Annotated in this window: 21 protein-coding genes; 9 read left to right on the forward strand and 12 right to left on the reverse strand. The window is 50.1% G+C overall.

Annotated elements, in window-relative coordinates:
- Positions 1-42: 42 nt before the first annotated feature.
- From nqrM to bolA, 9 genes are all read right to left on the reverse strand, one after another.
- Positions 43-264, reverse strand: a complete 222-nt coding sequence (gene nqrM, locus BZG74_RS01870; protein ID WP_046073749.1) for a (Na+)-NQR maturation NqrM — start codon at positions 262-264, stop codon at positions 43-45.
- Between the two features lie 98 nt (positions 265-362).
- Positions 363-1,379, reverse strand: coding sequence for an FAD:protein FMN transferase (locus BZG74_RS01875; protein WP_077771084.1), 1,017 nt, complete (start codon positions 1,377-1,379; stop codon positions 363-365).
- A gap of 84 nt (positions 1,380-1,463) precedes the next feature.
- The gene (gene nqrF, locus BZG74_RS01880; protein ID WP_077771085.1) at positions 1,464-2,687 is read right to left on the reverse strand and encodes an NADH:ubiquinone reductase (Na(+)-transporting) subunit F; all 1,224 of its coding nucleotides are present in this window, start codon (positions 2,685-2,687) and stop codon (positions 1,464-1,466) included.
- Between the two features lie 31 nt (positions 2,688-2,718).
- Positions 2,719-3,315 carry an NADH:ubiquinone reductase (Na(+)-transporting) subunit E gene (gene nqrE / locus BZG74_RS01885; RefSeq protein ID WP_046073752.1) on the reverse strand — a complete coding sequence of 199 codons (597 nt, stop codon included), beginning with the start codon at positions 3,313-3,315 and terminating at the stop codon, positions 2,719-2,721.
- 6 nt (positions 3,316-3,321) lie between these two features.
- Positions 3,322-3,954, reverse strand: coding sequence for an NADH:ubiquinone reductase (Na(+)-transporting) subunit D (locus BZG74_RS01890; RefSeq protein WP_046073753.1), 633 nt, complete (start codon positions 3,952-3,954; stop codon positions 3,322-3,324).
- A complete protein-coding gene (locus tag BZG74_RS01895) occupies positions 3,947-4,750 on the reverse strand; it encodes a Na(+)-translocating NADH-quinone reductase subunit C (RefSeq protein WP_077771086.1) in 804 nt (267 codons plus the stop codon). The genes BZG74_RS01890 and BZG74_RS01895 overlap by 8 nt, the downstream gene beginning before the upstream one ends.
- The gene (locus tag BZG74_RS15740; protein WP_101494643.1) at positions 4,740-5,981 is read right to left on the reverse strand and encodes an NADH:ubiquinone reductase (Na(+)-transporting) subunit B; all 1,242 of its coding nucleotides are present in this window, start codon (positions 5,979-5,981) and stop codon (positions 4,740-4,742) included. Before BZG74_RS15740 ends, BZG74_RS01895 begins: the two co-directional genes overlap by 11 nt.
- Before the next feature lie 3 nt (positions 5,982-5,984).
- Complete coding sequence (locus tag BZG74_RS15745) at positions 5,985-7,325, reverse strand: Na(+)-translocating NADH-quinone reductase subunit A (RefSeq protein ID WP_101494644.1); 1,341 nt, start codon at positions 7,323-7,325, stop codon at positions 5,985-5,987.
- Between the two features lie 418 nt (positions 7,326-7,743).
- A complete protein-coding gene (bolA, locus tag BZG74_RS01905) occupies positions 7,744-8,055 on the reverse strand; it encodes a transcriptional regulator BolA (RefSeq protein WP_077771087.1) in 312 nt (103 codons plus the stop codon).
- Between the two features lie 175 nt (positions 8,056-8,230).
- Here bolA and BZG74_RS01910 point away from each other — a divergent pair, with 175 nt between their 5' ends.
- From BZG74_RS01910 to BZG74_RS01940, 7 genes are all read left to right on the forward strand, one after another.
- Entirely contained in the window at positions 8,231-9,373 is a 1,143-nt protein-coding gene (locus tag BZG74_RS01910; protein WP_077771088.1) for a methyltransferase, read from the forward strand.
- A gap of 19 nt (positions 9,374-9,392) precedes the next feature.
- Positions 9,393-9,962: a YajG family lipoprotein gene (locus BZG74_RS01915; protein ID WP_046073758.1), complete on the forward strand. Its 570-nt coding sequence runs from the start codon at positions 9,393-9,395 to the stop codon at positions 9,960-9,962.
- 2 nt (positions 9,963-9,964) lie between these two features.
- Positions 9,965-10,525 carry a peptidylprolyl isomerase gene (locus BZG74_RS01920; protein ID WP_077771089.1) on the forward strand — a complete coding sequence of 187 codons (561 nt, stop codon included), beginning with the start codon at positions 9,965-9,967 and terminating at the stop codon, positions 10,523-10,525.
- 22 nt (positions 10,526-10,547) lie between these two features.
- A complete protein-coding gene (locus BZG74_RS01925) occupies positions 10,548-11,942 on the forward strand; it encodes an AmpG family muropeptide MFS transporter (RefSeq protein ID WP_077771090.1) in 1,395 nt (464 codons plus the stop codon).
- A 221-nt stretch (positions 11,943-12,163) separates the two neighbouring features.
- Positions 12,164-13,006 (forward strand): nucleoside-specific channel-forming Tsx family protein, encoded by an 843-nt coding sequence (locus BZG74_RS01930; RefSeq protein ID WP_077771133.1) that lies wholly within the window; start codon positions 12,164-12,166, stop codon positions 13,004-13,006.
- A gap of 89 nt (positions 13,007-13,095) precedes the next feature.
- On the forward strand, positions 13,096-13,986 hold the full coding sequence (locus BZG74_RS01935) for a 2-dehydropantoate 2-reductase (RefSeq protein ID WP_077771091.1): 891 nt from the start codon (positions 13,096-13,098) through the stop codon (positions 13,984-13,986).
- Positions 13,983-14,588 carry a DJ-1 family glyoxalase III gene (locus BZG74_RS01940; protein ID WP_077771092.1) on the forward strand — a complete coding sequence of 202 codons (606 nt, stop codon included), beginning with the start codon at positions 13,983-13,985 and terminating at the stop codon, positions 14,586-14,588. Before BZG74_RS01935 ends, BZG74_RS01940 begins: the two co-directional genes overlap by 4 nt.
- 73 nt (positions 14,589-14,661) lie before the next feature.
- Here the strand turns inward: BZG74_RS01940 and thiI are convergent, their stop codons facing one another.
- From thiI to pomA, 3 genes are all read right to left on the reverse strand, one after another.
- Positions 14,662-16,110, reverse strand: a complete 1,449-nt coding sequence (gene thiI, locus BZG74_RS01945) for a tRNA uracil 4-sulfurtransferase ThiI (protein WP_077771093.1) — start codon at positions 16,108-16,110, stop codon at positions 14,662-14,664.
- A gap of 148 nt (positions 16,111-16,258) precedes the next feature.
- Positions 16,259-17,197 (reverse strand): flagellar motor protein MotB, encoded by a 939-nt coding sequence (locus tag BZG74_RS01950; RefSeq protein ID WP_077456988.1) that lies wholly within the window; start codon positions 17,195-17,197, stop codon positions 16,259-16,261.
- Between the two features lie 46 nt (positions 17,198-17,243).
- Complete coding sequence (gene pomA / locus BZG74_RS01955; RefSeq protein WP_077771094.1) at positions 17,244-18,005, reverse strand: flagellar motor protein PomA; 762 nt, start codon at positions 18,003-18,005, stop codon at positions 17,244-17,246.
- A gap of 222 nt (positions 18,006-18,227) precedes the next feature.
- Here pomA and xseB point away from each other — a divergent pair, with 222 nt between their 5' ends.
- Together xseB and ispA are read left to right on the forward strand one after the other, a co-directional pair.
- On the forward strand, positions 18,228-18,473 hold the full coding sequence (gene xseB / locus BZG74_RS01960; RefSeq protein WP_069361156.1) for an exodeoxyribonuclease VII small subunit: 246 nt from the start codon (positions 18,228-18,230) through the stop codon (positions 18,471-18,473).
- Positions 18,466-19,365 carry a (2E,6E)-farnesyl diphosphate synthase gene (gene ispA, locus BZG74_RS01965; RefSeq protein WP_077771095.1) on the forward strand — a complete coding sequence of 300 codons (900 nt, stop codon included), beginning with the start codon at positions 18,466-18,468 and terminating at the stop codon, positions 19,363-19,365. Before xseB ends, ispA begins: the two co-directional genes overlap by 8 nt.
- Positions 19,366-19,376 lie beyond the last annotated feature (11 nt).

Below are 19,376 nucleotides of genomic sequence, written 5' to 3' on the forward strand. Positions count from 1 at the left end.
GCGATCTCCCATGATGTTAGTAACCACCATGGGAGAAACACGTTAGATAATTTGGTTCTTTTTCCATTCACGCGTTTTTTCCGCGCGATCTTCTCGCTTTTTCCGTGCATCGCAAGGCTCAGGGCAGTCGCACTCTTTTTCGATGCCCACTGCTCCTAAGCCACCACAGCTACCACTGATCGTTTTCTGCTGCACGATGTAACCAATTGCCATGCCGGCAATGACGAGCACGAAAACGGCAAAGGTGATAAGAAAAACTGACATAATTGCTCACCTACTTCTAGTCGTCACGCCCAGTTATGCTAAAACTGGGCGCTAGTTCCACGCCTAATGCGTGTAATAGGCGCCAGTGCAGTCCTGCACTAACGGTTTAAATACGGTTTAAAGGCTTCTGAGGCCATTTCTTTAAACCCGTCACTCGTTTTGACCACCATAAACGCCGGAATATCCGCTTGATTAGCCAGCGCCATCGCCTTTTCCGGCCCCAACACCATAAAGCCCGTCGCTAAACCATCGGCGGTCATGCAAGACGGATCAAGCACAGTGACGGACACGAGGTGATGATTAATGGGTCGTCCTGTTTTGGGGTCGATAATGTGCGAATAACGTACACCATCTTGCTCAAAATAGTTACGGTAGTCGCCAGACGTGGCGACGGCCATATCACCGGGCTGAATGATCTCTTGCACAGATTGCGCCCCGGCACTGGGTTTTTCGATGGCAATGCGCCAAGGGTTTTGATCTTGGTTGACACCTTTTAATTGTAACTCACCACCAATCTCAACCAAATAGTTGTCAAGGCTAAGCGATCCTAGGTAATTCGCGACCACGTCAACCCCATAGCCTTTGGCTATCGTCGACAAATCGACATACAGATCAGGGTGGCTTTTCGTGAGGGTATTCCCTTCAACCTGTAAATGCTCCAACCCAATCCTTTCCATGCGTGAGGCGATGTCTTTGTCGCTCGGAATATTCTCTGGACGTTTCTCTGGGCCAAAGCTCCATAAGTTCACCAACGGGCCGACAGTGACATCGAGCGCCCCTTGAGTGAATTCATTGAGTCGAATCGCTTCTTTCACCACGGTCGCCGTTGCTGGCGATACGTCCATTGGTGTGTCAGCCTTGTGCTGATTGAACTGGCTAAGTTCAGAATCGGTACGATACGTCGACATCTGATCGTTAACCGTTTCCAAACGCGCATCGATCTCAGCTTGAACCTTATCTTGTGACGGGGTGTTCTCTGTGGCGATATACTTCACGGAGTAGTATGTCCCCATGGTTTCACCCGTCAAATGCACTAGCTCTGGCGCGCGATCGCAGCCAGCCAAGCCCATAACGACGGCCAATAGCCATGCGCAGCGTAACCATAACGTCTTCATAGTGGTGTCCTTCGACATCAGTTTCATACGTAAAATGGCTGACCCATAGGCCAGCCATTAAGCGGTAAGACAGACTGTCGGTGTTTACCCGCCGAAGTCATCCAGAAGGATGTTTTCGTCTTCGACACCCAAGTCTTTGAGCAAACCAATCACGGCGGCGTTCATCATCGGTGGCCCACACATGTAGTACTCACAGTCTTCTGGCGCTTCATGATCTTTCAAGTAGTTTTCATAAAGAACATTGTGAATAAAGCCCGTGTCCCCTTCCCAGTTATCTTCTGGAAGCGGATCCGATAGCGCGCAGTGCCACTCAAAGTTATCGTTTTGCTCTTGGAGCATATCGAAGTCTTCGACGTAGAACATTTCTCGCTTAGAGCGCGCACCATACCAGAAGGTAATCTTACGGTCGGTGTTCAAACGCTTAAGCTGGTCAAAGATGTGTGAACGCATTGGCGCCATACCGGCACCACCACCCACAAACACCATCTCTGCATCGGTGTCTTTGGCAAAGAACTCACCGAATGGGCCTGAGATTGTACACTTGTCGCCTGGCTTAAGTGACCAAATATAAGATGACATCTGACCCGGCGGCACATCAGGATTACGTGGCGGTGGTGTTGCCACACGCACGTTCAACATGATAATGCCTTCTTCTTCTGGGTAGTTAGCCATCGAGTACGCACGGATGATCTCTTCATCCACCTTCGACTCATAGCGGAAAAGATTAAACTTCTCCCAGTCTTCACGATATTCCTCAGGAATATCAAAGTCTGAGTATTTGATGTGATGCGGTGGCGCTTCAATCTGAATATAGCCGCCAGCTCGGAAGGGTACCGACTCGCCATCAGGGATACGCAGTTTGAGCTCTTTGATAAAGGTCGCTTTGTTATCGTTGGAGATAACTTCACATTCCCATTTTTTCACCCCAAAGATTTCTTCGGGAAGCTCGATTTTCATGTCTTGCTTGACGGCAACCTGACATGAAAGACGTTCACCTTCACGTGCTTCGCCTTTAGTGATGTGGTCAAGCTCGGTTGGCAGAATATCACCACCACCTTCTTTAATTTTCACGCGGCACTGGCCACATGAACCACCGCCACCACAGGCAGACGATACAAACACACCAGCACCAGCCAGTGCACCAAGCAGCTTACCGCCTGGCTGAGTCACGATCGCTTTTTCAGGATCGTCATTGATATCAATTGTGACGTCTCCGGTTGGTACCAGCTTGGATTTGGCGAACAAGATCACCAATACCAATGCCAGCACAATCAGAGTAAACATCACTACACCAAGAATAATGTCCATTGACTATTCCTTTTCTCGCAGTTTACCCGGCTTACAGTTGCACACCAGAGAAAGACATAAAGCCCAATGCCATCAGGCCAACAGAGATAAAGGTGATCCCCAATCCCCGCAGTGCTGGCGGCACGTCTGAATACTTCATTTTCTCACGGATACCCGCAAGGGCGACGATGGCTAACATCCAGCCTACCCCAGAGCCGAAGCCATATACGACTGACTCTGCGAAGTTATAATCACGCTGTACCATGAATGATACGCCACCAAAGATGGCACAGTTCACCGTAATAAGCGGCAGGAAGATACCTAACGCGTTATAAAGTGGCGGGAAGAAGCGATCTAATACCATTTCCAAGATCTGAACCAATGCGGCGATAACACCGATAAAGGTCACAAAGTTGAGAAAACTAAGATCGATCCCTTTCACCAGTGCATCTTCGCGTAGGATCAGGTTATAGACCAAATTGTTAACCGGTACTGCGATAGTCAATACCACAACAACGGCGACACCGAGGCCGAACGCTGTTTTTACTTTCTTAGACACCGCCAAGAACGTACACATGCCGAGGAAGAATGCCAGCGCCATGTTCTCAATAAAGATTGAGCGCACCAGCAGGCTCAAATAATGTTCCATGTGCTGTTACTCCTTCGCTTCAACTTGTTCTGGTTTGAAGGTACGCACAATCCAAATCAAAAAGCCGATTAGGAAGAATGCAGATGGGGCCAGTAGCATCATACCGTTTGGTTGATACCAGCCCCCTTCACTGACCACAGGCAGGATTGACACGCCAAAGACAGAGCCTGAGCCCAGCAGCTCACGGAAGAAGGCGACCGTCATTAGAACGAAACCATAACCCAATGCGTTACCCAAACCATCGATAAATGACGGCAGCGGCGACGATTTCATCGCATACGCTTCCGCGCGCCCCATCACGATACAGTTGGTGATGATAAGACCAACGAATACCGACAGCTGTTTAGATATATCGTATACAAAGGCCTTCAGTGTCTGGTCAACCACGATAACCAATGACGCGATGATAGCCATTTGCACGATGATACGTACACTGTTAGGGATATGATTACGAATCAGCGATACGAACAAGTTAGACATCGCGGTAACGAACATAACCGCCAAGGTCATAACAAAGGCTGTTTGCATCTGCGTGGTCACCGCAAGCGCCGAACATACACCGAGAACCTGAAGGGCAATCGGGTTATTGTCTAGCACCGGCGACAGCAGATTTTTCTTCAGTTCTTTCGCTTCAGCCATTGGTCAGGCCTCCCTCTCGAACTTTTGCCAGGAATGGACCAAAGCCCAAATCACCTAGCCAGAAATCAAATTGTTTCTCCACACCGTTACTGGTCAGCGTTGCACCCGATAGCGCATCAATACCGTGCTCATTATCGCTTGATGCACCGCCTTTAACCACCTCGATAGCAGGCTCGCCTTGGTCGTTAAATAGCTTTTTRCCATCCCACTTCGCGCGCCATTTCGGGTTTTCAACTTCGCCGCCCAAGCCGGGGGTTTCCCCTTGCTCGTAATAGACGATGTCGGCCACCGTATTACCATCGGGTTCGACCGCAACAAACGCATACATCATGCTCCATAGGCCAGAGCCTTTAACGGGCAGGATGAGGCGTTGTAAATCACCTGAGTCGTTTTTCACCAAGTAGATTTTTGCGATATCGGCACGGCGGCCAAAACCAGCAATATTTTCCTCACTACTGAGTTTTTTCGACATCCCAGGATCTTTGGCCGCTTCACGTTGGTCGTAGTCAGCAACTTCTTCGACGTTGGCCGCATCAGGGCTAACAAAGTCGCCTTTCTCTAGGCTAACCAGGCGCGGTTCAATGTACTTGTTATAAGCATCATTGATCGCACTCTTACCGCCCGACACCTCAATGCCGGCGACCGAAAGGATATTCTTTTGTACGTCTAGCTTTGCGTTCATCTGCTGCAAAGGACGTAACGCTACCGCTGCACCGGACACCACGATTGAGCATACCAAGCTCAACGCGATAACAACGATCAGCGTCTTCTTAATACTATCGTTACTACTTGCCATTACGAGCCAGTCTCCGTTTGATGTTGCCCTGAATCACCAAGTTATCGAACAAAGGTGCAAACAGGTTAGCGAACAGGATCGCCAGCATCATGCCTTCAGGATATGCTGGGTTAACCACGCGAATGATCACTGCCATGGCACCGATCAATGCGCCGTACCACCATTTCGCTTTATTGGTAAACGCGGCCGAAACGGGATCCGTTGCCATAAACATCATGCCGAATGCAAAACCACCCAGCACCAAGTGCCAGTAGAACGGCATGCTGAACATCGGGTTGGTGTCTGAACCAATCAAGTTAAACAAGGTTGATGCCACGACCATGCCGGCGAACGTGCCCAAAATGATACGCCATGAGGCAATGCGCATGTACACCAAGGCCGCACCACCAATCAAGATGGCAAGGGTTGATACTTCACCGATAGAACCTGGAATATTACCGAGAAAGGCATCCATCCAAGACATCGTTTGTCCAGTGACATTGTGTTGCAGTGCTTGTTCACCGCCTGAGTACCATTGGCTCAGTGCCGTTGCGCCTGAGTAGCCGTCTGCAGCTGTCCACACCAGATCGCCTGAAATCTGCGCGGGATAGGCAAAGAACAAGAACGCACGTCCGGCAAGCGCAGGGTTCAAGAAGTTACGCCCGGTGCCCCCGAAGATTTCTTTCGCAACCACCACACCAAAGGTGATACCCAGTGCAGCCTGCCACAATGGCAAGGTTGGCGGCACGATAAGTGCAAAAAGAATCGAGGTGACGAAGAAACCTTCATTGACTTCGTGCTTACGTACGATGCAGAACAATACTTCCCAGAAACCACCCACAATGAACACAGTGGCGTAAATCGGTAGGAAGTAGGTGGCGCCTAGAATGGTTTTGGTTCCCCACCCTGCGGCGGTTAGCGGCCCCGCAATTGACTCGGTGAGCCAATAATGCCAGTTGCCACTGATCACCTGTGCAAGCTGGTCACCAGAATACAAGTCCATGAGGCCCATGATGGCTTGGTTACCGGTGTTATACATGCCCCAGAACATCGCGGGGAACACGGCAAACCACACCATGATCATGATGCGTTTCAAATCGATGCTGTCACGCACGTGCGCGCCGGCTTTGGTCACCATACCCGGGGTGTACAAAATGGTCGCGACCGCTTCGTACAGGGCAAACCATTTTTCATGTTTGCCGCCTGGCTCAAAGTGTGGCTCGATTTGCTCTAGAAAATTTTTAAGGCTCATCTGTTACCCTTCCTTCTCAATCTTTTCTAGGCTCTCGCGGAGCATTGGTCCGTACTCGTACTTGCCTGGGCAGACAAAAGTACAAAGGGCCAAATCCTCAGGATCTAACTCCAGCGCGCCCAGCTGTTGCATGCTATCTGTATCGCCAGCACAGATATCACGCAGCAGCATTGTTGGCTCGATATCTAGTGGCATTACTCGCTCATAATTACCGATTGGTACCATGGAACGATCACTGCCGTTGGTCGAGGTGGTCAAATTGAAAAGTTGGCCTTTGAATAGGTGGCCAAGGTAGGCACGCGTCACTGAGAAGCGGTTTTTACCTGGCGACAACCAACCAAACAGCTCTTTTTCGTTGCCTTCACGCAATACAGACACTTGCAGGTGGAAGCGACCCAAATAAGCATGCGGGCCAGAGGCTTTGGTCCCCGAGAGCACAGAGCCAGAGATAACACGGCTTTCACCCGCCATTAACTCGCCATCAGTCAACTCATCAAGGTTCGCGCCTAACTGCGTGCGCACCAAGCGTGGCTTATTAACCATCGGGCCTGCCAATGACACCACACGGTCAGTGTTGATTTCACCGGTAAGGAACAAGTGGCCAAACGCAATCACATCTTGGTAATTGAGGTGCCATACCTTTTTCTCCATGCTTGCTGAGCGCAAGTGGTGGATATGGGTGCCAACCAAGCCTGCTGGGTGAGGGCCAGCGAAGACATGTTGTTCAACGTTAGGTTGCTGACTGGTGGGTAACTCAACATCCGCCTTACAGACAAACACTTTCTTGTCAGTTAAGCGGGAGAGTACATCAAGACCTGCAACGAATGCCTCTTTTTGCTCATCAATGATCACTTTCGGGTCCGCGGCGAGCGGATTAGTGTCCATTGCATTGACAAAAATAGCTTCCGGCAACGCATCAATAGCGGGCGAACGGCTAAACGGGCGCGTGCGGAGCGCAGTCCACATCCCTGACTCAACCAATTGATCAACCACCGCTTGACGCTCAATGGAGGCCAATTGCGAGGCTTCATACTTGTTGAATGTAACTTGCTCGTTGCCATCGACTTCAATGACGACAGACTGAAGAACACGTTTGGCGCCGCGGTTGACTTCAACCACTTTACCAGCTGCTGGAGCAGTAAATACCACACCTGGGTTTTTCTTATCTTCGAAAAGACCCTGGCCTTTTTTCACCACATCACCCACTCGCACATGCATCGTGGGGCGCATTCCAACGTACTCTTCGCCAAGCAAGGCGACTTTCTTGACAGCTGGGCCATCATTTATCACCTGAGCAGGAGTCCCAGCAATGGGGATATCCAAACCCTTTTTTATTGTAATCATACGCACTTGCACTACATTAACGGGAAAAAGAATTCTGTTATTGCGCAGTTAAAGACACGACTTTCGACTGTATGGTGGCCTGAGGGCGCACCGTCGCAACATCCTGCTAACCATAACGTTACACAAAGGTAACCTAGGTTAGTCTTTAAGCACGGCATTCTATCACTAACCCCAGTATTGATTCTATGGGTATTGTCACTAGGGCGTGGCAATTATGCATACCTGTTCAAACAATGCTCGTTGTAAGCTCACAGTTTTACTGTTGTTTTTTTGCTCGCCTTAAGGTTAGGGCCCCGACCTCAAGCCCTTGGCATTGTGTGCCAAGCGACGCGTTGATACGAACGCCAACGACGACTTTATGTAAGAATTTGTTGCCATAACGTGAAGAATCAACACGCCTGAACATATTGGCTAACCATTATTTCAAACCACCACCGCGGCAAGCTGGCGAGTCCGGTGCTTGCGCCTGCTCTTGCCACTCTTCTGGGGTGTAAGTATGGATAGCCAATGCATGAATATCATTGGCAAGCTCGTCCGCCAAGGTGGTATTGATAGCACGATGACGCTGTATTAAACGCTTACCTTCAAATTCACCTGACACCACCACAACCTTGAAGTGGCTTTCTGCGCCTTCAGGCACATTGTGCATATAGCTTTCATTGCGGACATCAAGATGAACAGGCGCAAAAGCGTGTGCCAGTTTCTCTGTAATTTGCGTTTGAATTTTCATGGCTTCCCCAACCTATTGAGGGCAAGTTGCCCAGATCTTAGTCGTTATCGATAAAATTGCGAATTCAATAGCCTGATCACGTCATCATTAATGGCATACGCACCGAGTTTGAATTGCAGTTGTGGTGTGAGTGCGACAATATACGCAGTCTGTGACCTCCGACGCAAACGCTCCCATGAAAACAGAACTTGCAACCCCAAGCGGCGAATCTCCACTGACACTACACCGCTACCCGCACCGAAAAAATGAAACGCTTCAAGCCTTTGATGCGGCAGATGAATATATCATTGAGCACGCCAGCACCTGGCAACTTGAGGCAGGCGCTCGGGTTTTAATTCTCAATGATCAATTTGGCGCATTGAGTTGTTGGGCAAGTGCAATGGGTTATGACGTGGTCTCGGTCAGCGACTCCGTGGTGTCACAACAAGCCACCCTCGAGAATCTTCGTCAAAACCAGCTTCCATACATTGAGCTGATAAAGAGTACGGAACCACTGCCTAAACGGTTTGATGCGGTGCTCATGCGGGTGCCTAAAAGCAGTAAAATGTTAGCATGGCAACTCCAGCAACTGGCTTCTGTGACGACACCGGCCACACGCATTGTCGCCGGTGCCAAGGCAAAAGAGATCCATACCTCTACACTGAACCAGTTTGAACACTGGCTTGGCACCACCATCACCTCATTGGCGAAGAAAAAAGCACGCCTGATTTTTGTTACCGCTAACGCCCTGACTCAAAAGCCAACCGAGCCACTTAGCTATGTCGATGTGCCTGAGTTTTCGATGCATCTGGCTAATTGGCCCAACGTTTTTTCAGCCAAAAAACTGGATATCGCGGCTTACTTAATGCTTCCGCAAATCCCAAGCTCAAACGAAGAAAGAAAAATTCTGGATTTAGGCTGTGGTAATGGTGTGCTTGCCCTGCAGGCGGCCCGCACCAACCCTCAGGCATACATTTATGCAGTCGATGAAAGCCACATGGCCGTCGCCAGTGCGCAACACAACCTTGAAAGCCATGGTATTGACCCAGGTCGCTTTGAATGTTCAGCACGGGATTGCTTGACCGATTTTGACCACACAGATATCGATCTTGTGTTGTGCAACCCACCGTTTCATCAACAACAGACCATCACTGATCATATTGCGTGGCAAATGTTTTGTGACGCAAAACGTGTTCTGACCACGAATGGAGCGCTTTTAGTCATTGGCAACCGCCATCTCGGCTATCATACTAAGCTAAAACGTCTTTTTGGTAACGTGACTGTCGTTGCGTCAAATAAAAAATTCGTTATTCTCAAGGCAGTCAACGCCCAAATTTAACAAAAGGATGCTGAACCCCATGAAGAAACTGATTATTGCCGCCGCCGTGTTGGTCCTTGCAGGCTGCTCTACACCTCGCGAGCCACAACTAACCATTGCACCGTCCCCAGCGTCATCCAATCAGCAACAGGTCAACAACCTTCCTGTGGTGGTAAAAAGTAAGGATTTACGGACGGCTCAGTTCGTCGCGGTGATTGATAGCGGTCGCTCTAATGTCAAACCTTTACATGCCAGCCAAAACTTGCGCGTGGTTCTTGAAGACACGCTTTCACGCCAGCTTTCAGCACAAGGGTTCCGCGTTGTCGCAAATGGCCCTGGCATGCTCCGCCTCGATATTCTTGACGCCTTAGTCCGTGTTAAGCACACGGTATTTAAGCACGATATGGAAGCGTCCGTGCAACTGCAGCTGGTCGCTGAATCGCCTGATGGCCGCTTTGTTAAACGTTATACCGGCAAATCAACCCAAAGCGGTGTTAGCAGCGCCTCGCCTGATGATATCGAAATGGCGTTAAACAACCTGCTGGAAGCTGTTTTACAAGACATCGCCAATGATGAGCAGCTGCTTGATCACATGAAAGCGCACTTTTAATCATGAAGATACGCGCACTTTTATGGGTACTTGCGCTGGTCGTGGCGCCAGTGCAAGCCAATGTGATGGTAGCCGTTGAAACAACCCAAGGAGACTTTGTCTTGCAACTTAATGAGGACAAAGCCCCCAAGACGGTCAGCAACTTTTTACGCTATGTCGAGGATGGCAGTTACGTCGGCACCCAATTTCATCGGGTGATCCCACGTTTTGTGGTGCAAGGAGGCGGATTTGATAAAGACCTCAATCGCCGCCCATCCTACGAGCCAGTCGATAATGAGTCGCGCAATGGCCTGCATAACCGTCGCGCTACTATCGCGATGGCCAGAACCCAAGATCCCGACTCTGCCACCCGCCAATTTTATATCAATGTCAGTGATAATGGTTTTTTAGATGCGACCCCAACCAAACTGGGGTACACGGTGTTTGGCCGCGTGGTAAAAGGGTTTAACACTATCCAGGCCATGGCTGAGCAGACAACCGTCACTATCCCCAGCAAACGGATGCAGGATGTGCCGCAGCAACCGATTATTATTACTGCTATCAATCGTGTCTCAATCCCCTAGTCTTTAAGTAGGCCACTTTATTATGCAGTCATCCAAGCTAAAAACGACCCTGGCGGCCTACGCCGACCGTCGCCTGCTCTTTGTGTTTTTAATGGGATGCTGTAGTGGTTTCCCTTGGGTATTAATTGGCTCCAACTTAAATGGTTGGCTCGCCGATGAGGGGTTATCGCGCACTGCTATTGGCCTTTTTGGCTCCGTGTTCGTGCTTTACGCGGTCAATTTTTTATGGGCGCCCCTGCTTGATAGGCTTAAAATCCCGGTACTGAATGAGAAGCTCGGCCATCGCCGCAGCTGGATTGTGGTGACACAATCACTGATGCTTTTCGCCACCTTGGCCTTGTCTCGGGTTAACATGCAAGGCCTGCAAGCGATTGACCCATGGGTCACCACCCTTGTGCTTTCATCGCTGATTTTTTCTATCGCCCTCGCGTCGGCCACACAAGACATTGCCATTGATGCCTTCCGTATCGATAACTTTGCCGAGCACGAAACCGACAAGTTTCCGCTCGCCTCAGCAATGTCGGTCATTGGTTGGTGGACAGGTTATTCCGTGCCTGGCTATATCGGCTTTATTAATGCCGATGCCATAGGGTGGAACCAAGTTTATGTGATAATGGCAGGCTTTGTCGGCTTAATGATTCTCGCGACCCTGTATGTCAAAGAGCCTGTCAGTGATCGCGAACAGCGCCAAGACAATGCCACCAAACATTACCTTAACCAGGGCTATAGTAGCTTCCAAGCCTGGTTTGCTGTGACGGTGGTGGAACCTTTTGCCGAGTTCTTCCGTCGCAACGGCACAAAGGTAGCCCTCACGCTGCTGTTGTTTGTGTTTTTGTTCAAACTCGGCGAAGCCTTTCTCGGTCGCATGTCGATCGTGTTTTACAAAGATGTCGGCTTTACCAATGAGCAAATTGGTTATTACTCCAAGCTGGTCGGCTGGGGACTCACCGTGGTTTACACTTTAATCGGCAGCTACATTAATCTGCGCTTTGGCGTGATTAAAGGGCTGTTTATTGGCGGTGTTGCCATGGCATCCAGCAACCTCATGTTCGCCTGGATTGCAATGGTCGGCCCCAACGAGCATCTGCTCCTGGGTGCCATCTTGGTGGATAACTTTACCTCAGCGTTTGCCACCATTGCGTTTGTCTCCTTTTTAACCTTCTTAACCGGTCGCGCGTTCTCAGCCACTCAATATGCGCTACTCGCGTCTTTGGGGAACTTAGGTCGCACCACGATTGCATCGTTTAGTGGCATGATGGTCGACTGGCTCGATAGCTGGTCAACATTTTTCGTAATAACCGCATTAATGGTGATCCCAGGACTGGTCATGCTGATCTACATTGGCAGACAGTTTCGCCAACCGCCGTCACAAAATGATAAGCATGCTAGGCACTGCCTAGATTCTCGTCGCGACTAACCCTGACATATCACAGTGGAGTGCAAAATTTTGCGCGCCGCTGTGACTTATTAAGTAACAAAGATCACATAAAACTGTCATGCAACCCTTTACAAACCGCCTCTGATCACAGCCTATTTTTGTGTCTATGTTTATTACATTCTTTATCGTGAACTTAATCAATATAATGCCTCTGTCCCATGCGCACTGCGCAACAACAAGACCCAGCAGAGGCAGTCACTATGAAAAAATCCCTACTCGCACTTGCCGTTATCGCCGCTAGCAGCGCATCCGTTGCTAACGCCGCCGATTACTCAGATGACATTTACAAAAATGATCACAAATGGCTTCAGTTTAACGCCATGTATGCAATCGATGAAAAAGCACAGTTCGACTTTGGCGAAGGCACAGAGAAAGATCATAACTATCTAGAAATGGAGTTTGGCGGCCGTAAAGGCGTGGTCGATCTCTATGGTTATGTGGATATTTTTGACTTGGGTGAAGACGATAGCAGCAACAACAACAAAAAAGGTGCTTCTAAGCTGTTCATGAAGCTGGCACCGCGATTCTCGATTGATGGCATCACCGGGCAAGATTTGTCGTTTGGCCCAGTACAAGAAGTCTACTTTTCGACCCTGTTTAACTGGGATGGTGGCAATGATATTGTTAATAACTCATTCTGGGGGGTCGGTGCTGATGTTGAGCTGCCATGGTTTGGCAAAGTGGGCATGAACCTCTATGGCTTGTATGACATCAATAACAAAGATTGGAACGGCTATCAATTCTCGACCAACTGGTTTAAACCTTTCCACTTTTTCGACAATGGTAGCTTCCTGTCATACCAAGGTTATATTGATTACCAATTCGGTGCCGACGATACCTTTAAAGGCAACAACCAAGCGACCCATGGCGGCGCGATGTTTAACGGCCTGTATTGGCACTCAGATAACTACGCCCTCGGTTATGGTCTGAAAGCCTATAATGATGTTTATCTCTTTGAAGATGGCAATGCCAACAACTCTGTAGGTGCTGTCGCCGACAGCTCAGGTATTTCTCACTACCTTAGCGCGACCTACAAATTCTAATCTTATCCAGCGCCGGTCCCTGCCGGCGCTGTGCTCCCCGCCTTATATTGTCTATGATACACTGGCCTTTTCATCGATAGGCAAGTATCATGCGGATCACCTTGATAGGCGCAGGTGCGATCGGCACCTTATGGGCGGTCAAATTAAGCCAAGCGGGTCATCACGTTCATCTTATCACGCGCGATGGCGCTGATAAGCGGGCGCTGAACCTTGACGATACCTCCCTTACTTTGCCCGCCAACCAACCAGACTTACTGCGTTATAGTGATCTTTGGCTGGTTTGCACCAAATCCTATGACGTGCAAGCAGCCTTAACTCCGTGCTTTGCTCATCTTGAGCCGGAAACCATGGTGATGTTGATGCATAACGGCATGGGACCTCATCAATGGCTCATTGATACCCTAACTGCCAGCCAGCCGCTGCTGCTTGCGACCACCTCACAAGGCGTGTTTCGCGCGGAAACAGGCGAGTATAGGCACACGGGCAATGGGCCCACAGCGCTCGGGGCAGGTAACCAAGCCGGTGAGGCCTGTCAGTTTCTCGCCGATGTCTTGGATCATGCCCTACCGGCAGCAACCTGGCAGACCAATATCATTGAATCGCTATGGTATAAACTGGCAGTCAATAGCGTCATCAACCCGCTCACCGCTTTACACGGGATCAAAAACGGTGAGCTGCTCAAGCTTGATTATGACCCTATTATTGATGCGCTGTGTCAAGAATTAGCCACTGTGATGCGGGCGGAGCGGATCCTCGCCTCTGTCACCGAGGTGCGCCAACGTGTGGAAACGGTCGCCAAGGCAACTGCTGACAACTACTCTTCAATGAATCGCGATGTGTTTTACCGTCGCCCGACAGAGCTGGCGTACATTACAGGCTATGTGCTGCAACGCGCACAGGTACATCAAATTTCAACCCCACACCACCAGCAGCTCTATCAAGCGGTTCAACAAGTGGAGAGCGATAAGGAATCATCATGAGTGATAAACAAGTCTTGATTTGTATGGCCAATGGCACAGAAGAAATGGAAGCCGTGACCGCCATCGATGTGATGAAGCGTGCCGGGTTTAACGTCACCGTGGCCAGCGCCGATCCGGAAGGCGCGCTCACGCTAACTTGCTCACGTGGCGTCAAGCTAGTTTGTGACGCCGCATTGGCAACGGTCGCCGACCAGCCTTTTGACTGTGTGATCTTACCCGGTGGTATCGAGGGCGCCCAATGCTTGGGAGAAAGTAACCTGATCACCGAGATCATTAAGCAGCAGCAGAGCGACAATGCGTGGGTGGCAGCCATTTGTGCCGCGCCGGCGTTAGTGCTACAACGCCACCAGCTATTCCCGCAGTCACACATGAGCTGTCACCCCAGCGTCAGCGATCAGATCCCAGCGCAGTGGTTAAGCCGTCGCCGCGTAATGACCGACTATGATCATCGTTTGATTACCAGTCAGGGCCCAGGCTCGGCGATGGAGTTCGCGATTGAAATCGTTCACGTCCTCGGCGGCAAAGCTTTGGCCTGGCAAGTGGCGGAGCCGATGATGCCCATGCCTCAACTGCACTATGAGAAAAAGTTTACAGAAAGCTAGATGTACGCGAGGCTTAAACGCAAACAGGCAGCCACATGGCTGCCTGTCTTTTTACTACGGTAAGAACCTACGCCTATACCCGATACACTTTGACATTCTCAAAGCCCATATCTTTAAGATACAGCGCTTGCAAGCGACTCATTACCCCTCGCTCGCAATAGAGCAAATAGGTTTTCGTTTGGTCAAGGTCGCCAAACTGGGTGGCTAATTTGAAGAAAGGAATGTGCACGACATCGACGCCTTCAATCTCAAGAGGCTTATCTTCTTGCTCTTCACGGCTGCGGATATCCAGCACCACCGCGCCTTTCTCAACCTCATTAACCAGCTCCGCTTCCGGCGCTTTCTCTTGACTCAAGGCCTCGATGTCTCGGATATCCATCACGGTGGCGTTGTCGACCACTTGCTCAAGTAGGCTAAAATCAAACTTGGCTTCTTCGTGTTCCAGCTTGGCTTTTTCCGCTTTAACCGTTGGCTTTTTCGAAATCACGCCACAATACTCAGGCATGGTTTTGGCGAAGTCTTCTGTGCCGATTTTACGCGCCGTTTGAATAATATCTTCTTTGTCCCAGTTAATCAGAGGGCGCAAGATCAAGCTATCGGTGACGTTATCAATCATACGCAGGTTGGTGAGTGTTTGACTCGACACCTGCCCTAACGCCTCGCCAGTAACCAGCGCCTGAATACCAAACCGTTTTGCCACCATGGCCGCCGCACGCATAAACATACGCTTAAGCACCACGCCCATTTGCGCGTTATCAATGTTTTCCAGGATGCTGTTGACGACTGGCTCAAAATCAATCGAAATAAACTTCACTTTGGCTGACGAGCCAAATTTATTCCAAAGGTAATGAGACACCTGCTGCACACCCGTTTCATGCGATTTGCCGCCCAGATTAAAGAAGCAGTAGTGCACTTTACTGCCGCGTTTAATATGCAAATAACTGGAAACGCCTGAATCGAACCCGCCAGAGATCAAGCTCAATACATCTTCTTGTGTACCGAGTGGAAAGCCCCCCAAGCCTGCATGACGATGCTTCACCACGTTGAGCTTGTCGTGGTCCACTTCCATCATCACGGTGACATCCGGTTTTTTCAGTTGCACGCTGGCCGAGGGGACGGCTTGATTTAAACCACCACCGACATAGCGTTCCAGATCGATAGAAGTAAAGTCATGCTGCCCACGACGTTTAGCGCGCACACAAAAGGTCTTCCCTTCGATTTGGTGACGCACACCGGCCAACGTGAGCTCATAGATATGGTGTAAATCGTTAAACAGGGTTTGCTCAACCTCAAGCACGGTTTGCACCCCTGGTGTGTTGGTCAGCACATCCAGAACCAATTGGCGCTCGTTAGGTTGTTTTAACGTCACCTCAATGTGATCCCGACGGTTATATACCGCCGTATTATCAGTCCGACGCTTTAAAATATTACGAATATTGCACTCGAGGATTTTAGTAAAACGCTTTCTGACTGACTCACTTTTGACGATCACCTCAGGGTGAATTTTAACGATAAACTTCATAACCGGTTCGATACAGCTGGGAACAAAGCCGCGGATTATACAATAACCAGGCTGCCGCTGAAACCGGCTATTTTGACGTCTGAAGAAAGAGGACGTGCTCGGCGATAACTTGTCTTTATCAACAATCAGTTATCGCCGAGAGGCATGACTAAGGTGCATTTTGTGGTGCATTCTCGGTAGAGATTTCATCCGAGAAGGTGGGTTTTCCTTGTATCACAGCGATCTCCACACGCCGGTTCGACGCACGGTTTTCCGGAGAATTATTCGGCGCACGGGGCTTGGTATCTGCCAACCCCTCCACTTTCATACGTAAATGGTTAAAGCCAGGCACTTTTTCCATCTCCTGCGCCACTGACACCGCACGCTGTGCGGAAAGGTCCCAGTTAGAACGGTAAAGCTCTGACTCTAAAGGTGTGCTGTCGGTATGCCCCGAGACTTTAATTTCCCCTGGCACATCTTTTACCAATTGCGCAATCTGGCGCACCATAGGGCGGAACTTAGGTTGAAGAAACGCAGAGTTTTGTGGGAAGGCCCCTTTTTCTCGGATCCTTATCACCAACTGTTGCCCTAAGTTTTCTACTTCAACCGCTCCCTCATCGATTTCGCGTTGCAACGCCTGCATCAACGCTTTTTGCAGCTGCTCAAGTTGCTGCTGCATTCGTTGCTGCTCCAATTGTGATGCCACTTGGGCGCTGGTGCCGCCTTCCTTATCTGACGTATTGCGTTGGGAGCCGCCAGACCGATCATCTTCGCCCTCTTGAAAGTCCAAGGTGCGCTGGGTCATATCAATGGTTTGCTGCATGATGACTTCAATCGGGGTCGGCTCTGGACGACCCGGGCGGAACTCTTGGGCGATCACACTGGTTCCTTTAGGAATGTCTTTCACTTCGAGCACATTTTGTACCCCGAAAGCGAACTTCATCGACCCAGCAATTTGCTTAAACTTAAGCACATCCATCTCTGAAAATGACAACAGAAGGACGAAAAAGCACATAAGAAGCGACATCAAGTCCGCAAACGTCCCCATCCACGGCGGTAAGCCGGGAGGCGGGCATTTGCATTCCTCTTCTTCTTGCTGTTGTGCCATGAAGACTCCTTACTTCGCGCTCGCTGAGGCCTGCACCTCAGACCGATTAATTATCGACATCAACCTCACGCTTGCCCTCATTGAGGTAGTTTTTCAAAAAGCCATCAATGACACGCGGGTTTTGTCCATCTTGAATCGCGAGTAAGCCGTCCATGATCAAACGCCGATTCAATTTTTCTTGCTCCTTACGCAGCGCCAGTTTATTGGCAATGGGCGTCGCCACCATATTTGCTAGCATTGCACCGTACATGGTGGTCAACAAGGCGACCGCCATCGCCGGTCCAATCGCCTTCGGGTCATCCATATTCGACAACATGGCTACCAGCCCAATCAAGGTCCCGATCATTCCCATCGCGGGTGCCACGTCCGCCAGTGCACTGTAAAAGCCAATGCCATGGTCGTGCCGCTCTTCGGTAAGGTTAATATCTTTGTGTAATGTGGCACGGACCACATCGGCATCATGACCATCAACGAGCAAGTCCACGCCCTTTTGCATAAACGAGTTGCTCACTTCCATCTCTTCTAAGGCGAGGAAGCCACCTTTACGCGCCGCGTCGGCCATCTCAATAATTTTGGCAATCAAATCCTCTGGATCATCGGATTTGAACATGAATGCCTTACCTGCAATTTTGAAACAGGCAAAAAACTGCCCCATGGTGTACTTGGTAAGAACCACAAATAAGCTCCCCCCGATGACGATAAGCACCGATGGCACGTCAAAGTACATGTTCATGGTGCCGCCCAACAGCATCGCCATTATTACGAATGCAAACGAGCCGATAATGCCGATGAGCGTCGCTATATCCACGTCAGTCTCCCTTCAATTACATCAAGTCTTTGTTTTTCATTTTTAGGGTATTGGTTATATCGGCAACCCACCCTATAGGTTTAGCGTAAATACGCAGATACCAACAAGGATAACATGCCTTTTACCGCGGTGGCGTTAAGCACACAAAAACACATCGAGTGGTTTGACCGCCTGTGGCCACTGAGTTACCGTCTAGCCTCTCTTTTCTAATTTTATGGCATCATGGCTGTGAAGAAACCAGAAAATATGACCTTTGAGGACACGCTCAAAGAGTTGGACACGATTGTTGGCGCGCTCGAATCCGGTGAACTTCCCCTCGATACCGCGATGAAACGCTTCGAGCGTGGTATTGCACTCACTCGCCAAGGACAAAAAACCCTTGCAGACGCCGAGCAGCGCGTCGAGATCTTGCTCTCGCAAGAAGATGATGGGCCACTAACCGAGTTTTCTCCCCAAGACGATGATTAACACTGTTGTACACGATGCGCTGCGCGCAACGCAAACGCGAAGCAATCAACAGCTTGAAGCGTGGCTCGACACCTTCCCCTCGCAAGATCAAGCGCTTATCCAAGCAATGCGACATGGTTTACTCTTAGGTGGCAAGCGGATTCGTCCCTTTTTAACCTATGCCACTGGGCAGCTGTTTGGCATTGACTATGAGCAACTCGACACGCCTGCTGTCGCGGTGGAGTGTATTCACGCGTATTCGTTAATTCATGACGATTTACCCGCCATGGATAACGACAGTTTGCGCCGCGGCCAACCAACATGCCATGTTGCCTTTGATGAGGCGACCGCGATCTTGGCCGGCGATGCCTTGCAAACACTCGCCTTTACCGTGCTGTCTGAAGGTCGGCTCAATCCAGCCGCCCACCCTTATCGTATAGAGATGGTAAAGGCCTTGGCGGCCGCCAGCGGCGCCTCCGGCATGTGTTTGGGGCAAGCACTTGATTTAGCAGCTGAAGGGCGCGCCGTTGACCTTGAAGCGCTTAAGCGCATTCACCGCAATAAAACCGGTGCGCTGATAAAAGGCGCGGTACAACTCGGGGCCTATGCGGCCGGCGAGACTGGCGTTAGCCACTTGCATGAGCTTGAGCGTTTTGCCGATGCGATTGGGCTCGCATTTCAAGTGCAGGACGATATTTTGGACATCACCAGTGACACGCAAACGCTGGGGAAACCGCAAGGATCAGATGTGGACGCGGATAAAAGCACTTATCCGGCACTGCTGGGGCTGGCTGGTGCGCAAGAAAAAGCCGAACTACTTTACCAAGAAGCACTACACGCCTTGGAGGCAATCCCCTACAATACCGAACAACTGGAAGTTTTTGCCCGATATATCATCGAGCGCAACAACTAGCATGATTAATA

It is taken from the genome of Salinivibrio sharmensis (genome assembly GCF_001995985.1).
GTDB classification, from domain to species: Bacteria; Pseudomonadota; Gammaproteobacteria; order Enterobacterales; family Vibrionaceae; genus Salinivibrio; species Salinivibrio sharmensis.

What these genes read in the sequence shown, in the direction of transcription:
- nqrM (WP_046073749.1), bottom strand. Translation starts at nt 264, where the DNA reads ATGTCAGTTTTTCTTATCACCTTTGCCGTTTTCGTGCTCGTCATTGCC.
- nqrF (WP_077771085.1), bottom strand. Translation starts at nt 2,687, where the DNA reads ATGGACATTATTCTTGGTGTAGTGATGTTTACTCTGATTGTGCTGGCA.
- BZG74_RS01950 (WP_077456988.1), bottom strand. Translation starts at nt 17,197, where the DNA reads ATGGCACAACAGCAAGAAGAAGAGGAATGCAAATGCCCGCCTCCCGGC.
- BZG74_RS01890 (WP_046073753.1), bottom strand. Translation starts at nt 3,954, where the DNA reads ATGGCTGAAGCGAAAGAACTGAAGAAAAATCTGCTGTCGCCGGTGCTA.
- BZG74_RS15740 (WP_101494643.1), bottom strand. Translation starts at nt 5,981, where the DNA reads ATGAGCCTTAAAAATTTTCTAGAGCAAATCGAGCCACACTTTGAGCCA.
- BZG74_RS01915 (WP_046073758.1), top strand. Translation starts at nt 9,393, where the DNA reads ATGAAGAAACTGATTATTGCCGCCGCCGTGTTGGTCCTTGCAGGCTGC.
- BZG74_RS01910 (WP_077771088.1), top strand. Translation starts at nt 8,231, where the DNA reads ATGAAAACAGAACTTGCAACCCCAAGCGGCGAATCTCCACTGACACTA.
- bolA (WP_077771087.1), bottom strand. Translation starts at nt 8,055, where the DNA reads ATGAAAATTCAAACGCAAATTACAGAGAAACTGGCACACGCTTTTGCG.
- nqrE (WP_046073752.1), bottom strand. Translation starts at nt 3,315, where the DNA reads ATGGAACATTATTTGAGCCTGCTGGTGCGCTCAATCTTTATTGAGAAC.
- BZG74_RS01875 (WP_077771084.1), bottom strand. Translation starts at nt 1,379, where the DNA reads ATGAAGACGTTATGGTTACGCTGCGCATGGCTATTGGCCGTCGTTATG.
- BZG74_RS01935 (WP_077771091.1), top strand. Translation starts at nt 13,096, where the DNA reads ATGCGGATCACCTTGATAGGCGCAGGTGCGATCGGCACCTTATGGGCG.
- xseB (WP_069361156.1), top strand. Translation starts at nt 18,228, where the DNA reads ATGGCTGTGAAGAAACCAGAAAATATGACCTTTGAGGACACGCTCAAA.
- BZG74_RS15745 (WP_101494644.1), bottom strand. Translation starts at nt 7,325, where the DNA reads ATGATTACAATAAAAAAGGGTTTGGATATCCCCATTGCTGGGACTCCT.
- ispA (WP_077771095.1), top strand. Translation starts at nt 18,466, where the DNA reads ATGATTAACACTGTTGTACACGATGCGCTGCGCGCAACGCAAACGCGA.
- BZG74_RS01920 (WP_077771089.1), top strand. Translation starts at nt 9,965, where the DNA reads ATGAAGATACGCGCACTTTTATGGGTACTTGCGCTGGTCGTGGCGCCA.
- thiI (WP_077771093.1), bottom strand. Translation starts at nt 16,110, where the DNA reads ATGAAGTTTATCGTTAAAATTCACCCTGAGGTGATCGTCAAAAGTGAG.
- BZG74_RS01930 (WP_077771133.1), top strand. Translation starts at nt 12,164, where the DNA reads ATGAAAAAATCCCTACTCGCACTTGCCGTTATCGCCGCTAGCAGCGCA.
- BZG74_RS01940 (WP_077771092.1), top strand. Translation starts at nt 13,983, where the DNA reads ATGAGTGATAAACAAGTCTTGATTTGTATGGCCAATGGCACAGAAGAA.
- BZG74_RS01925 (WP_077771090.1), top strand. Translation starts at nt 10,548, where the DNA reads ATGCAGTCATCCAAGCTAAAAACGACCCTGGCGGCCTACGCCGACCGT.